Annotated in this window: 12 protein-coding genes and 2 pseudogenes; 10 read left to right on the forward strand and 4 right to left on the reverse strand. The window is 73.7% G+C overall.

Features of this window, described 5'->3' with window-relative positions:
* Window positions 1-86 precede the first annotated feature (86 nt).
* From GA0070564_RS25500 to GA0070564_RS25515, 4 genes are all read left to right on the forward strand, one after another.
* Complete coding sequence (locus GA0070564_RS25500; protein ID WP_245670265.1) at window positions 87-683, forward strand: dihydrofolate reductase family protein; 597 nt, start codon at window positions 87-89, stop codon at window positions 681-683.
* Between the two features lie 91 nt (window positions 684-774).
* A complete protein-coding gene (locus GA0070564_RS25505) occupies window positions 775-1,704 on the forward strand; it encodes an aminoglycoside phosphotransferase family protein (RefSeq protein ID WP_091614292.1) in 930 nt (309 codons plus the stop codon).
* A 60-nt stretch (window positions 1,705-1,764) separates the two neighbouring features.
* Window positions 1,765-2,268: a SigE family RNA polymerase sigma factor gene (locus GA0070564_RS25510; protein WP_091614699.1), complete on the forward strand. Its 504-nt coding sequence runs from the start codon at window positions 1,765-1,767 to the stop codon at window positions 2,266-2,268.
* Window positions 2,265-3,698 carry a PD40 domain-containing protein gene (locus GA0070564_RS25515; RefSeq protein WP_091614294.1) on the forward strand — a complete coding sequence of 478 codons (1,434 nt, stop codon included), beginning with the start codon at window positions 2,265-2,267 and terminating at the stop codon, window positions 3,696-3,698. The genes GA0070564_RS25510 and GA0070564_RS25515 overlap by 4 nt, the downstream gene beginning before the upstream one ends.
* 10 nt (window positions 3,699-3,708) lie before the next feature.
* Here the strand turns inward: GA0070564_RS25515 and GA0070564_RS25520 are convergent, their stop codons facing one another.
* On the reverse strand, window positions 3,709-4,506 hold the full coding sequence (locus tag GA0070564_RS25520; protein ID WP_091614297.1) for an alpha/beta fold hydrolase: 798 nt from the start codon (window positions 4,504-4,506) through the stop codon (window positions 3,709-3,711).
* A gap of 93 nt (window positions 4,507-4,599) precedes the next feature.
* Window positions 4,600-6,090, reverse strand: coding sequence for an NCS2 family permease (locus GA0070564_RS25525; protein WP_091614301.1), 1,491 nt, complete (start codon window positions 6,088-6,090; stop codon window positions 4,600-4,602).
* A 395-nt stretch (window positions 6,091-6,485) separates the two neighbouring features.
* On the opposite strand from GA0070564_RS25525, the gene GA0070564_RS25530 reads away from it, so the two are divergent.
* The 3 genes from GA0070564_RS25530 to GA0070564_RS25540 all read left to right on the forward strand — a co-directional run bounded on the left by GA0070564_RS25530 (window position 6,486) and on the right by GA0070564_RS25540 (window position 8,577).
* Window positions 6,486-7,112 carry a maleylpyruvate isomerase family mycothiol-dependent enzyme gene (locus GA0070564_RS25530; protein WP_091614306.1) on the forward strand — a complete coding sequence of 209 codons (627 nt, stop codon included), beginning with the start codon at window positions 6,486-6,488 and terminating at the stop codon, window positions 7,110-7,112.
* On the forward strand, window positions 7,109-8,050 hold the full coding sequence (locus GA0070564_RS25535) for an aminoglycoside phosphotransferase family protein (RefSeq protein WP_091614311.1): 942 nt from the start codon (window positions 7,109-7,111) through the stop codon (window positions 8,048-8,050). The genes GA0070564_RS25530 and GA0070564_RS25535 overlap by 4 nt, the downstream gene beginning before the upstream one ends.
* Before the next feature lie 65 nt (window positions 8,051-8,115).
* The gene (locus tag GA0070564_RS25540) at window positions 8,116-8,577 is read left to right on the forward strand and encodes a VOC family protein (protein ID WP_091614314.1); all 462 of its coding nucleotides are present in this window, start codon (window positions 8,116-8,118) and stop codon (window positions 8,575-8,577) included.
* A 30-nt stretch (window positions 8,578-8,607) separates the two neighbouring features.
* On the opposite strand, the gene GA0070564_RS25545 is transcribed toward GA0070564_RS25540, so the two are convergent.
* The gene (locus GA0070564_RS25545; RefSeq protein ID WP_091614317.1) at window positions 8,608-9,846 is read right to left on the reverse strand and encodes an MFS transporter; all 1,239 of its coding nucleotides are present in this window, start codon (window positions 9,844-9,846) and stop codon (window positions 8,608-8,610) included.
* A 25-nt stretch (window positions 9,847-9,871) separates the two neighbouring features.
* Between GA0070564_RS25545 and GA0070564_RS30405 the strand changes: the two are divergent.
* The 3 genes and pseudogenes from GA0070564_RS30405 to rox all read left to right on the forward strand — a co-directional run.
* Window positions 9,872-10,738 (forward strand): annotated as a pseudogene (locus tag GA0070564_RS30405) (winged helix-turn-helix transcriptional regulator); the annotation flags it as partial.
* Between the two features lie 108 nt (window positions 10,739-10,846).
* Window positions 10,847-11,278 (forward strand): annotated as a pseudogene (locus GA0070564_RS30410) (SRPBCC domain-containing protein); the annotation flags it as partial.
* Between the two features lie 168 nt (window positions 11,279-11,446).
* Complete coding sequence (gene rox, locus GA0070564_RS25560; RefSeq protein WP_091614320.1) at window positions 11,447-12,922, forward strand: rifampin monooxygenase; 1,476 nt, start codon at window positions 11,447-11,449, stop codon at window positions 12,920-12,922.
* Here the strand turns inward: rox and GA0070564_RS25565 are convergent.
* Entirely contained in the window at window positions 12,870-13,226 is a 357-nt protein-coding gene (locus GA0070564_RS25565) for a VOC family protein (RefSeq protein WP_091614323.1), read from the reverse strand. The two genes, rox and GA0070564_RS25565, sit on opposite strands and share 53 nt — an antisense overlap.
* Window positions 13,227-13,236 lie beyond the last annotated feature (10 nt).

Raw genomic sequence — 13,236 nt, forward strand, 5'->3', positions numbered from 1 at the left:
ACACCCTAGCAACAACCACGACAGGTGTTGTACATTCGCTCCCGACCACGACATCCGTCGTGGTCGACCCGGACATCGGAGTCGGTTTGCGCAAGCTCGTCTACTACGTCGCCAGTTCCCTCGACGGCTTCATCGCCGCCCCCGACGGGTCCTACGACTTCTTCACCCTGGAGCCCGACGTGGCGGCCCACCTCACCGCCGAATGGCCCCAGACCTTCCCCACCTTCACCCACGCCCAGCTCGGCATCGCCTCGCCGCCGGCCGGCCGCTTCGACGCGGTGCTGATGGGCCGGGCCACCTACGAGCCGGCCCTGACGGCCGGCGTGACCAGCCCCTACGCCCACCTCCGGCAGTACGTCTTCAGCCGTTCCCTGGCGCCGTCCGACTACCCGGAGGTGCGGATCGTGGCCGGCGACCCGGCGACCTTCGTCCGCGACCTCAAGGAGGAACCGGGCGGCGACATCTGGCTCTGCGGCGGCGGGCGGCTCGCCGGTCAGCTCCTGGACGAGGTCGACGAGCTGGTGGTCAAGCTCAACCCCGTGGTGACCGGCAGCGGTATCCCGCTGGCCGACCGGGGCTTCGCGCCCAGCCGGTTCACCCTGGCCGGGACCAGGACGTTCGACAGTGGAGTGGTCATGCTGCGCTACCGGCGACCGGCCACGGGCGCGACGCACGCCGGATGACCCGACGGTGCGCGTCGGCGCGGCCGGACGGAGCGGCGGGGCGCCGCCAATTCGCTTGCCCGGCCCGCCGCACCGCGCCGACCCTGGACGGATGAGCGGCACGACGCGGATCGGCTGGACCGACCTGCCCGCCGAGGTGCGGGCCGGGGTCGAGGAGGTGCTGGGCGACCGGGTGGTCGAGGCGGTCTCCCAGCCGGGCGGCTTCTCCCCCGGCACCGCCGACCGGGTACGCACGGCCGGCGGCGGTCGGGCGTTCGTCAAGGCCGCCGCCACCCACCGCAACGCCCGTACCGTCCAGATGCACCGGGTCGAGGCGGACGTCACGGCGGCGCTGCCCGGGCACGCCCCCACCCCCCGGCTGCTCGGCCGGTACGACGACGGCGAGTGGGTGGCGCTGGTCCTCACCGACGTCGACGGCCGGCACCCGGCGACCCCGTGGCGGACCGACGAGCTGACCGTCGTGCTCGACACGCTGGACCGGATGGCCGGCACGCTGACCCCCAACCCGGTGCCGCACGCCCCGACCGCCGTCGAACGGCTCACGCCCGACTTCACCGGCTGGGAGCGGATCGCCGCGGACCCGCCGGCCGACCTGGACCCGTGGGCGGCGGCCCACCTGGACGAGCTGCGGGAGGTCGCGGCGTACGGGCTGACCGGGCTGGTCGGGGACACCCTGTGCCACATCGACATCCGGGCGGACAACCTGCTGATCGACCCGGCCGGCGCGGTCACCGTGGTGGACTGGCCGCACGCCTGCGCCGGTCCGCCCTGGTTGGACACCGCGCTGCTGCTGGTCAACGTGCTGCTGCACGGCGGGCACGACGTGGACGGCCTGCTGCGCCGGTCGCCGGTGACCGCCGACGTCGACCCGGACCTGCTCACCGGGGTGCACGCCGGACTGGCCGGCTACTTCCTCGACCACGCCCGGCAGCCGCCCCCGCCCGGCATCCCCACCGTGCGCGCGTTCCAGCGACTCCAGGGCGACGCCCTGCTGCCCTGGGTACGCCAGCGGCTGCGGTGACACGGCCCGCCTCAACCATTCCCCGCCCGACCGGCGTTCTGATCAGTGGAGGGGGTGGCCGTGTCCGAGACGTTCCACGAGTTCGTGGTGCAGCGCTCGCCCGCGCTGTCCCGCACCGCCTACCTGCTGACCGGTGACCACCAGCTCGCCGAGGACCTGTTGCAGAGCGCGCTGGCCCGCACCTACCGGCACTGGCGGCGGGTCCGGGACGGCGACCCGGAGGCGTACGTGCGCCGGGCCATGTACCACCAGCACGTCTCCTGGTGGCGGCGACGCCGGGTCACCGAGCGGCTGGAGGCCGCGCCGGTCGGGCCGGCCGGCGGCGACCACAGTGACGCCACCGCCCTGCGACTGAGCCTGGACGCCGCGCTGCGTCGGCTCACCCCGCGGCAACGCACGGTGCTGGTGCTGCGCTACTACGAGGACCTGACCGAGGCCCAGGTGGCCGAGGCGCTGGGCTGCTCGGTCGGCACCGTGAAACGGCACGGCCACGACGCGGTACGCCGGCTGCGGGCGATCGCCCCGGAACTGGTGGACCGGCCTTCGGAGAGGAGCACCCGATGACCGACCGGCTGCGTACCGCGCTGCGGGAGGCCGCGGCCGACGTGCCCGCGTACGACGTGCACGGGCGGGCGGTCGCGGCGGCGCGGCGGACCCGGCGCCGGTCGGTGTCCGCCGCCCTGGCCGTGGTGGCGCTGGTCGCGCTGGTGCCGATGGGGCTGCGCGCCGGCGACCCGACCCCGACCGTCGCCGCCGGCACCCAGGGCGCGTTGCCCGACCGGGTGGCCGCGCCGGTGCTCGGCGCGCTGCACGCGACCGACCGGCCCCGGCTCGGTCCCGCGTCGGTCGTCTTCAGCGGTCAGGCGCCCCGGATGGTCTGGCACGAGGAGGGCAGCCGGGTGGTGGCCGTGGGCGCCGACTCCGACCGCTACCGGACCTTCACCGTCGGGTACGAGGCGCGCACCGGCGAGGACGTCGTCCTCTCCCCCGACGGACGACTCGTGGCGCACGGCTCCGGCGGCCCGGACCGGCCCCAGATCGCGGTGATCGACCTGGTCCGGGGGCGGAGCCGGCAGCTCGCCACCGGCGTACCCGACAGCGTCGCCAGCATCCCCGTGGCCTGGTCTCCGGACGGCAGCCGACTGGTGGTCCGGGACACCGTGCCGATCGACGAGCAGGTCACCGGCCACCGCTCGGTGCTGAGCCTGCTCCCGGTCGCCGGCGGCCCCCGGGTCGAGTTGACGGTCGGCCAGCGCCCCGACGACTTCGCCCGGGCGGTCGCGTTCAGCCCCGACGGCCGGCGCCTCGCCTACCAGGTCGGCGACCCGGCACCGCTGTCCCCCGCCACCGACCCCGAACCGGGCGGAGGAAAGTTGCAGGTGTCCGACCTCGACGGCGAGGTGGTCGCCTCCTTCCCGCTTCCCTCGTCGACCTGGCTGGCCGGCAAGGGCGCCTGGACGCCGGACGGCCGGTGGCTGACGGTGGTGGTGCGGCAGGGCGGCAGCTGGCGGCTGCGGCTCGTCGACCCGGTGAACGGGCGGGAGGTCCACCAGCTCGACGCGGCGAGCGGACGGGAGACCGGCCCCGCCCGCCTGCCGGCCGTGTCCGGGGTGACCGCGATCCGGCTGCTCGGCTGGACCGACGGCGGCGCGGCGATGGTGGTCGGGTACCGGCCGCACCCGTCGGCCCTGGCGGCGTTCGACGGGCCGCTGGACATGGACCAGCGCACGTCCTACGGCAACGTCGGCACCGTCCGGGTGCTGGCGCTGGAACCGGGGTCAACGGCGCCGCGGACCCTGATGACCGCCCCCGACGAGGTGGTCGCCGTGGACGTCGCCGACGACGTGGTGCACACCGGCCGGGTACGGCGGGCCAGCCCGCCGACCGGCACGGGGCCCCGGTTCTGGATGTGGACCGGGGTGGCAGGACTGGCCGTGGTGGCGCTGCTGGGCGTGGCGGGCCGGCGCTGGCGGCGACACCGGCAGGGCTGGTGACGCCGCCGGGTCACCCGGGCGGGCGCAGGCCGTGGGTGAGGAACGGCAGCGCCACCGCGGGCAGCGCCGGTGCGCCGACGATGTCGTGGTGGGTCAGGCCGGGCAGCACGGCCAGCCGGGACAGCGGGCGGTCGCCACCGTCCCCGCCCGCGTCGCGCCGGCCGCCGCCGAGCAGCCCGAAGAACTCGGCCGCGTGCCGGATCGGGATCTCGTCGGCGTCGGCGAAGACCAGCAGCACCGGCAGCGCCAGGGCGGCCACCTCGACCGACCAGTCGTACTCGCGGCGCAGCAGCTCCGCCGTCTTCGCCCAGAGGGTCGGCCAGTCCCACGGGCGTGGCGCCACCCGGGCGTACAGCTCGTGCGGCGGGGAGCCGCGCATCCGTTCCGCGGTCCGCTCGTCCTGGGCGACCATCGCGGCCAGCACCTCCGGGTACCAGCCGCCCCGGCGGCACGGCGCCGACACCACCACCAGCCGGCGCACCAGGCCGGGATGCTGGATCGCGGTACGCAGCGCCACCGCCCCACCCAGCGAATAGCCCATCACGTCCGGCCCGACCAGCCCGAGGTGGCGGATCAGGGCGGCGACGTCGTCGGCCATCGACTCGTATCGCAGCGGCCGGTCCACGTCGGCGGTACGCCCGTGGCCCTGGAGGTCGACGGCGACCACCCGACGGCGGGCGGCGAGGGCGGGCAGGATCGGCGCGAACGACTCGACCGCGCCGAAGCCGCCGTGCAGCAGCACCAGCGGACGGCCGTCGCCGTGCGTCTCGTACCACAGCCGCACCCCGTTGACCTCCGCGTAGCCCACCTCGGCATCCTCCGTCACCGGCGGCTCGGCCGGTCGGAAAACGCCGCGCCCCCGCTGCCGGGGCCAACGGCGGCGGGGGCGCGACGGATCCGGTCAGCTGACGCCGGTGACGGCCTTGACCAGGTTGATGCCGAAGTACAGGACGAACGCGATCGCCACACCCCAGAGCAGCGGGTGGATGCTGCGGGCCCTGCCCTGGGCGACCCGGATGGCCACCCAGCTCACGAAGCCCGCGCCGATGCCGTTGGTGATCGAGTAGGTGAACGGCATCAGGGTCATGGTCAGGAACGCCGGGACGGCGACCCCCAGGTCGGTGAAGTCGATCTCCTTGATCTGGCGGATCATCAGCGCGCCCACGATCACCAGCGCCGGGCCGGCGGCCTCGCTGGGCACCAACGACACCAGCGGGGTGAGCAGCAGCGCGCCGAGGAAGAGCAGGCCGGTGGCCACGCTGGTCAGGCCGGTCCGGCCGCCGTCGGCGATGCCCGAGGAGGACTCGACGTACGTGGTGGCCGAGGAGGCGCTGCCGGCGCCACCGGCGACCGCGGCCACGCCGTCGACGAGCAGGACCTTGTCGAGGCGGGGCATGTCGGTGCCGTCGGCGTTGGTCAGGCCGGCCTGCTTGGCCAGGCCCACTGTGGTGCCCATCACGTCGAAGAAGTCGGCGAGCACCAGGGTGAAGACCAGCAACAGTGCGGTCATCACGCCGACGTGCGCGAAGGCGCCGAACGACACGTTGCCGACCAGGTGCAGGTCGGGGGCGGAGACCAGCGGGTCGGGCAGGGTCGGCACGTTGAGCTGCCAGCCGGTCGGGTTCGGCTTGCCGTCGACGAACGCCGGCCCGGGCTTGGCCCACGCGTTGACGATCACCGCGACGACGGTGGTGACCACGATGCCGATCAGCACGCCGGCCTTGACCTTGCGGGCCACCAGGATGCCGGTGACCAGCAGGCCGACCAGGAAGACGACGGTGGGCCAGCCGCGCAGCGTGCCGTCGCCGCCGAGCTGCACCGGGACGGTGGTGCCGGCGGCGTCCGGCATCCGCCGGACCAGACCACCGTCGACGAGGCCGATGAAGGCGATGAACAGGCCGATGCCGGCGGCGATGGCCGCCTTCAGCTCCGCCGGGATGGCCCGGAAGACCGCCTTGCGGAAGCCGGTCAGCACGAGCACGGTGATGATCAGACCCTCGATCACCACCAGGCCCATCGCCTCGGCCCAGGTCATCTGGGAGGCGACCGCGTACGCGACGAAGGCGTTCAGGCCCAGGCCGGTGGCGACCGCGAACGGCACCCGGCCGACCACGCCCATCAGGATGGTCATCACCGCGGCGACCAGGGCGGTGACCCCGGCGACCGGCGCGATGCCGAGCAGGTTGCCGTCGGCGTCCGGCGCGGTGCCGATGATCAGGGGGTTGAGCACCACGATGTACGCCATCGTGGCGAAGGTGGTGATGCCGGCGAGCACCTCGCGGCGGACGGTCGAGCCCCGCCGGGTGATCTCGAAGAAGCGGTCGAGGCGGCCGTGCTCGACGGGTTCCGTCGGCTCGACCGGGGCAGCAGGATCCTGCGTGGTCACGCTCATGGCGTGGCTTGCTCCGTTCCGGGTTGGCCCGCCGGATGCGCCGGCATGGGCTGTAGGGGTGCAGTCGTCCCGTTTCGGTTGGCCCGGAGAACGTCGGAACGGCTGGGCTCCACGGTTCCCGTGAAGCACTACGAAGCCGCACCCCGGTCCGGGGAACGACTTCGCCCGTCCACCCTATCCACCGCACACCCGCCGCCGACCTGCCGCTATGGCCAACCTCACCCCTGAAGGAGCAAGCACGGGCCCCCTGTTAACGCCTGCGGTAGAGCAGGGGCCCCCTCTTAACGCCGGCCAGCCGGCCAGCGCCAGCGGGCGACGGCCGCCCGCCGCCCGCCGCCGCCGGCAGGCGGGCGCGGGGCAGCGCGGAGCGCACCGCCGCCGGTAGCGTCGGGCGGGTGGCCCTCCTGGACATGGTGGCGGCGGAACGCCGCCGCTTCGCCGACCTGATCGACCCGCTCACCCCGGAGCAGCTCGACACCCCCAGCCTCTGCGGCGAATGGACCGTCCGGGAGGTGCTCGGGCACGTGGTCTCCCCGTTCGCCGCCCGGCGTTCCTGGTTCCTGCCGCTGCTGCTGCGCAGCCGGTTCAGCCTGCACCGCGCGAACGCCGAGCTGGCCCGGATGGTGGCCCGACGGCCGGTCGCCGAGCTGACCGCCGAGCTGCGGCGCAACGCCCGCAACCCGTTCGCCCCGCCCGTGGTCGGGCAGCTCGGCCAGCTCACCGACCTGCAGGTGCACGCCCAGGACGTCCGCCGCCCGCTCGGCCTGGCGTACGCGGTCGAGCCCGAGCACGTTCGGACGTCGCTGGACTTCCTGGTCAGCCGCCGGTCGGTGGCCTTCGGCGGCGGTCGGCGCCGGGGCTTGCGGTTCGCGGCCACCGACCTGGACTGGGCGTGGGGCGACGGCCCTGAGGTACGCGGGACCGCGGAGGCGATCATGATGGCCCTCACCGGTCGGACGGTGGTGCTGCCCGAGCTGACCGGCGACGGCGCGGCGGTGCTGCGGAAGCGGTCGGCGCGGTGACCGGGGCCCGACCGGTGGTCACCGACGCGCTGGCCCGGCACGTGGTCGGCGTCTGGGGCGGCGACGGCGAGCGGTGGCTGGCCGAGCTGCCGACCGTCCTGGCCGACCTGGCCCGCGACTGGGGGCTCGACCTCGGTGAGCCGTACGAGCTGTCCTACCACTACGTCACCGCCGCGACCCTGGCCGACGGGACGCCGGCCGTACTCAAGCTGGGGGTGCCGACCGGGACGTCGCTGGCCGAGGAGGCGCCCGCGCTCGCGGCGTTCACCGGCCGGGGTGCGGTCCGGCTGCTCCGCGCGGACCTCGACCGGGGGGCGTTGCTGCTGGAGCGGGCCGTCCCCGGCGGGCGGCTGCGCGACCTGGTGCCCGACCGCGACGCCGAGGCCACCTCGGCGCTGGCCGGCGTGATCCGCCGGCTGCACGTGCCGCCACCGCCCGACTGCCGACTGCCGGAGGCGTCGGCGCAGGCCCGGGCCTTCGACCGATACCTGGCCCGGCACGGTACGGCCGGGCCGCTGCCGCACGACCTGGTGGCGCGGGCCGGCGGCCTGATGCGCGAGCTCTGCGCGTCCGCGCCCGCCCGGGTCGTGCTGCACGGCGACCTGCACCACGACAACGTCCTGCGGGCCACCCGGGAGCCCTGGCTCGCCATCGACCCGCACGGCCTGGTCGGCGACCCCGGGTACGAGGTCGGGGCGCTGCTCTACAACCCCACTCCCGAGGACCGGAGCGCGGCGCTGACCGGGTTGGTGCCGGCCCGGGTCGAGCAGCTCGCCGACGAGCTGCCGATGCCGGTCGAGCGGGTGGTGGCCTGGGGGTTCGTCAAGGCGGTGCTGTCGGACGTGTGGTCGGCCGAGGAGTGGAGCCCGGCGCAGGGTCGGTCGCCGGTGAGCCGGGCCCTCGACGTGGCCCGGCTGCTGCTGCCCCGCCTGTCCTGACCGTGGGCTGTCGTACCCGGCGGCGATGATGGGTCGACGACCGCAGGCCACGAACGGAGCAACCGATGAGCCGCCACGTCCAGGTCACCTTCGACGCCCACGACCCGCGCGCGCTGTCGTCCTTCTGGCGCGACGTGCTCGGCTACGTCCATCCCGGACCGCCCGGGGTGGAGCTGCCCGAGGGCGCCGACCCGCTGGCCGCCTGGGACGACTTCCTCGAGGGGATGGGGGTGCCGCAGGAGCAGCGCAACAGCCGGTCGGCCATCGAGGACCCGGACGGCCCCGGCCCACGGCTGTTCTTCCAGCAGGTGCCGGAGGACAAGGCCGGCAAGAACCGGGTCCACCTCGACGTCCGGGCCGCCCCCGGGCTGCGCGGCGAGGAGCGGATGGCGGCGCTGGAGGCCGAGTGCGCGCGGCTGGTCGCACTCGGGGCGACCCGGGTACGCCGGGAGGAGCCCGCACCGCCGATGAGCGCCGGCCACATCGTGCTGACCGACCCGGAGGGCAACGAGTTCTGCCTGGACTGAACCGTCGCCGCGCCCATCCGGTCCGGCCGGTCAGGTACGGGCCGCCACGGGCTGCGGGGCGGCGTCCAGCGGCAGGTCCCGCAGCCGACGGATCGGGCTCGACAGGTAGATCACCGGCGAGAGCACGGTCAGCCCCGCGAAGATCAGCAGGGTGGTGCGGGCGCTGAGCGGTCCGGCCAGCGCGCCAGCGAGCAGGCCGCCGAGCGGGATGGCGCCCCAGGAGACGAACTTGACGGTGGCGATGACCCGCGACAGGAGGTCCGGCGGGCTGGCCAGCATCCGGTAGGTCCGGGTGGTCACGCTGAGCACCACCGAGGAGACGGCGAGGACGATGGAGCCAACTGCGAAGGCGACGTATGCGGCGACGCCGGTGCCGAGCGGGATGACCAGCGCGCCGGCCACGCCGACGACGGACGCGATGACCAGGCCACGGGCGGTGCCGACCCGGTCGGTGAACCGGGTGGTCACCGCGGCGCCGACGAGCGCGCCGAGGCCGTCGGTGGCGATCAGCAGCCCGACCAGCAACGGCGACGCGTGCAGCTCGCGCACCAGGTAGTACGGGGTGAGGGCGATCATCGCGCCGGCGACGAAGTTGGTCACGGTGGCGTCCCACATGGCCGGTCCGATGATCGGGTGGCGGAGCACGAAGTGCCAGCCCTCGCGGATCATCGTGACCATCGGTGTCCGCTGCGCCGGTCGTTGCACCCGGCGGGCCGGCAGCGTCCGCAGCAGCGCGGCGGAGACGACATAGCTGGCGGCGTCCACGAAGAGCGTCGGGACGGCGCCCAGCACCTGCACCGCGAGTCCGCCCAGCGAGGGCCCGCCCAGCTGGGTGGCGGCGTGCGTGCCGGAGTTGAGGCTGTTGCGGGCCTGGAGCTGAGCGGCCGGCACGATCTCCGGCAGGAAGGTCTGGTTCGCCACGTCGAACAGCACGTTGGCGAAGCTCACCACCAGGGCGACCCCGACCAGCTGGGCCACCGTCAGGGCGTCGTACCACCAGGCCACCGGCACGGACGCGACCGCCAGGGCCCGGATCAGGTCCAGGGCGACCTGCATGCCGCGCAGCGGCACCCGCTGCACGATCACCCCGGCGGGCAGGCTGATCAGCAGGTACGCGAGGTAGCCGGCCGCCGTGATGAGACCCATCTCGAAGGCCGAAGCATGCAGCACGTTCAGTGCGGTCAACGGCAGGGCCAGCGCGCCGGCCGCGGAACCGAGCTGACTGGTCGTGCCGGCGGTCCACCAGCGCCAGAAGGCAGTAAGTTCCATAATGGAACGCACTATAGTGGAGGGCGTGAGAAGAGTCGACCTCGCTGACGCCGACTGCGGCATCGCCCAGACCCTCGGCGTGCTGTCCGACTGGTGGACGTTCCTGCTCATCCGCGACATCGCCGGCGGCGTGACCCGCTTCGACGGTCTGCAACGCGGGCTCGGCATGAGCCGCCGCGCCCTGACCGAGCGCCTCGCCGCCCTCGTCGAGCACGGCGTGCTGCGCCGCCGGCCGTACACCGATCGCCCACCGCGCCACGACTACCTGCTCACAGCGAAGGGCGAGGGGCTGTTGCCGGTCCTGGTCGCGCTGCAGGAGTGGGGCGACCGGCACCTGCTCGGCGACGGGTCGCTCACCGCCACGGCGGCGGCCGGGTCGGCCGAGGCCCGCCGCCTGCACGCCCTGGTCGGGCGCCAACTTCCCGAGGTGACCCTGGTACGCCACGACGGCGCACCGGTGCCGCCCGCCGATCCGGACGCCTGGACAGTGCTCTACTGCTTCCCCGGCGCGTACGCGCCGGGCGTGCAGGGCCTCCCGCCCTACTGGAGTGACATCCCCGGTGCCGCCGGCTGCACGCTGGAGTCCACCACCTACGCGTCACGGGCCGCCGACTTCGCCGCGCTGGGCGCCCGTGTCCACGGCGTCAGCACCCAACGTCCGGACCAACTGGCCGCCTTCGCCGCGCACGCCGAGCTGCCGTTCCCGCTGCTCTCCGACGCCGACGGCCGGCTCGCCGCCGCGCTGCTGCTGCCCACCTTCCGGGCCGCCGGCGCCGACCGGCTGAAGCGGGCCACACTGCTGGTCGACCCGGCCGCGACGGTACGCGCCGTCCAGTTCCCGGTCACCGATCCGGCCGGCTCGGTCGACGAGATGCTGCGCCTGGTCCGCGATCACCTGCCCGACCCAGATCATGAGCCCGCGAAGGCGCAACGCCAGCCCGGGACTCGGGCGATGGAACGGACCGACCGCGCCAGCCGGGTGATCGCGGCTCCTCCGGCCGCCGTCTACGACGCGCTGCTCAACCCGGAGGCACTCGAGGCGTGGCTCCCGCCGGACGGGATGCGCGGCCGGGTCGAGCGGTGGGATCCCCGGCCCGGCGGCGGGTTCCGGATGGTCCTCACCTACCTCGACGCCACCGACGCTCCGGGTAAGACGTCGGATGCGACGGACGCCGTGGAGGTCGGGTTCGCCGAGCTGACCCCGCCGCAACGGGTGGTGCAGCGGGCGGTCTTCGAGGCCGACGACCCGGCGTACGCGGGGGTCATGACGATGAGCTGGCAGCTCGTTCAGGTCGGCGCGGGGACCGAGGTGACGGTCACGGCCGCCGACGTGCCGGCCGGCATCGACCAGACCGACCACCAGACCGCGATGGCGTCGTCGCTTTCCAACCTGGCGTCGTACGTGGAAGGGGCTGACCGCACCGGTACGTGACTTGCTGCGGATTCCGCGCGAGCCGTGCCGGCCGAAAACGGAAAAGGCAAGGAGGAGAACTCCTTGCCACTGTCAACATATACCGCACCCCCGGCCTTGCGGCAAGACCCCGGTCGTGGCGCAGAATCGTCGGCCGAGCGCAGGAATCGGCACACCACGGGGGAATTCATGTTCGATGTGATCATCGTCGGCGGCGGGCCGACCGGCATGATGCTGGCGAGTGAACTGCGCCTGCACGGCGTCGACGTGCTCGTACTGGAGAAGGAGGTCGAGCCGCCGGCATTCGTGCGGTCGCTCGGGCTGCACGCACGCAGTATCGAGATCATGGATCAGCGGGGACTGCTGGAGCGGTTTCTCGAGAACGGCAGCCGATACCCGCTCGGCGGATACTTCGCGGGCATCGAGAAGCCCGCTCCCACCGGACTCGACACCACCCACGGATACGTTCTCGGTATTCCACAGACCCTGACCGACGGACTGCTCGCCGAGTACGCCGCCGAAGTCGGAGCCGAGATCCGGCTCGGTCACGGAGTGGTCGGGCTGGAGCAGGACGACGACGGTGTCGGCGTCCGCCTGGAGAACGGAACGCGGCTTCGGGCGCGGTACGCCATCGGCTGCGACGGTGGCCGCAGCAGGGTCCGGAAACTGCTCGGGGTCGGATTCCCCGGTGAGCCGTCGACGATCGACACGCTGCTGGGCGAGATGGAGGTGACCGCGTCCCCCGAAGACATCACCTCGGTGATGACCGAGGTGCGCAGGACCGAGAAGCGGTTCGGGGTGGGACCGTCGGGACGGCCGGGGGTCTTCCGGGTGGTCGTGCCGGCGCAAGGCGTGGCCGAGGACCGCGCGGTGCCGCCGACGCTCGACGAGTTCCGGCAGCAGCTGATCAGGTACGCCGGTACCGACTTCGGCGTGCACTCCCCCCGCTGGCTGTCGCGCTTCGGCGACGCCACCCGGCAGGCCGAGCGCTACCGGGTCGGACGGGTGTTCCTGGCCGGGGACGCCGCACACGTCCACCCACCGATGGGCGGACAGGGGCTCAATCTCGGGATCCAGGACTCGTTCAACCTGGGCTGGAAGCTGGCGGCGGCCGTCGACGGCTGGGCACCGGAGGACCTGCTGGACAGCTACGAATCCGAGCGGCACCCGGTGGCGGCCGACGTGCTGAGCAACACCCGGGCACAGATGCAGCTGACAACCAACGAGCCGGGACCGCAGGCGGTGCGGCGGTTGCTGGCGCAGCTGATGGACTTCGACGACGTCAACCGGTTCCTGATCGAGAAGATCACGGCGATCAGCGTCCGCTACGACCTCGGTACGGGCCACGATCTGCTCGGGCGGCGGCTGCGCGACGTCCGGCTGAAGCACGGGCGCCTGTTCGAGCTGATGCGCACCGGCAGGGGCCTGGTGCTGGACCAGACCGGACGGCTCTCGGTGCACGGCTGGGCCGACCGGGTCGACCATGCCGTCGACATCAGCGACGAGCTGGACGTGCCGGCGGTACTGCTGCGGCCGGACGGGCACGTCGCCTGGGTCGGCGAGGAACAGGAGACGCTCGAGGTCGCGCTGGCCAGGTGGTTCGGCGTCGCCGTCAGCCGTAGTACTCGACCAGGCAGAACTCGTGGTCCTCAGGGTCGGCCATGACGACGACCACACCCTGCTCGTAGTCGTGCCGCTCACCGGTGAACCGGCCACCCAGATCGACGACCGCCGCCATGGCCTCGTCGATGTCGTCGACGGAGATGTCGAGGTGGATCCGCACCTTGCCCGTTCTGGGCTCGGACACCGGCTGGAACACCAGCCGCGGCTGCGGCTCACCTCGCTCGCCGAGGTAGACCCAACCCTGCTGCGACGGGCCGAACTCGCGACCGAGCAGGGAGCTCCAGAATCGGGCCACCCGCTCGGGGTCGAGGCAGTCGATCGTGACACCGGACCAGACGTACGCCATGCGCCGATCC

It is taken from the genome of Micromonospora mirobrigensis (assembly GCF_900091555.1).
In the GTDB taxonomy this organism is placed as follows: Bacteria; Actinomycetota; Actinomycetes; order Mycobacteriales; family Micromonosporaceae; genus Micromonospora; species Micromonospora mirobrigensis.

What these genes read in the sequence shown, in the direction of transcription:
- GA0070564_RS25515 (WP_091614294.1), top strand. Translation starts at nt 2,265, where the DNA reads ATGACCGACCGGCTGCGTACCGCGCTGCGGGAGGCCGCGGCCGACGTG.
- GA0070564_RS25525 (WP_091614301.1), bottom strand. Translation starts at nt 6,090, where the DNA reads ATGAGCGTGACCACGCAGGATCCTGCTGCCCCGGTCGAGCCGACGGAA.
- GA0070564_RS25545 (WP_091614317.1), bottom strand. Translation starts at nt 9,846, where the DNA reads ATGGAACTTACTGCCTTCTGGCGCTGGTGGACCGCCGGCACGACCAGT.
- rox (WP_091614320.1), top strand. Translation starts at nt 11,447, where the DNA reads ATGTTCGATGTGATCATCGTCGGCGGCGGGCCGACCGGCATGATGCTG.
- GA0070564_RS25540 (WP_091614314.1), top strand. Translation starts at nt 8,116, where the DNA reads ATGAGCCGCCACGTCCAGGTCACCTTCGACGCCCACGACCCGCGCGCG.
- GA0070564_RS25565 (WP_091614323.1), bottom strand. Translation starts at nt 13,226, where the DNA reads ATGGCGTACGTCTGGTCCGGTGTCACGATCGACTGCCTCGACCCCGAG.
- GA0070564_RS25505 (WP_091614292.1), top strand. Translation starts at nt 775, where the DNA reads ATGAGCGGCACGACGCGGATCGGCTGGACCGACCTGCCCGCCGAGGTG.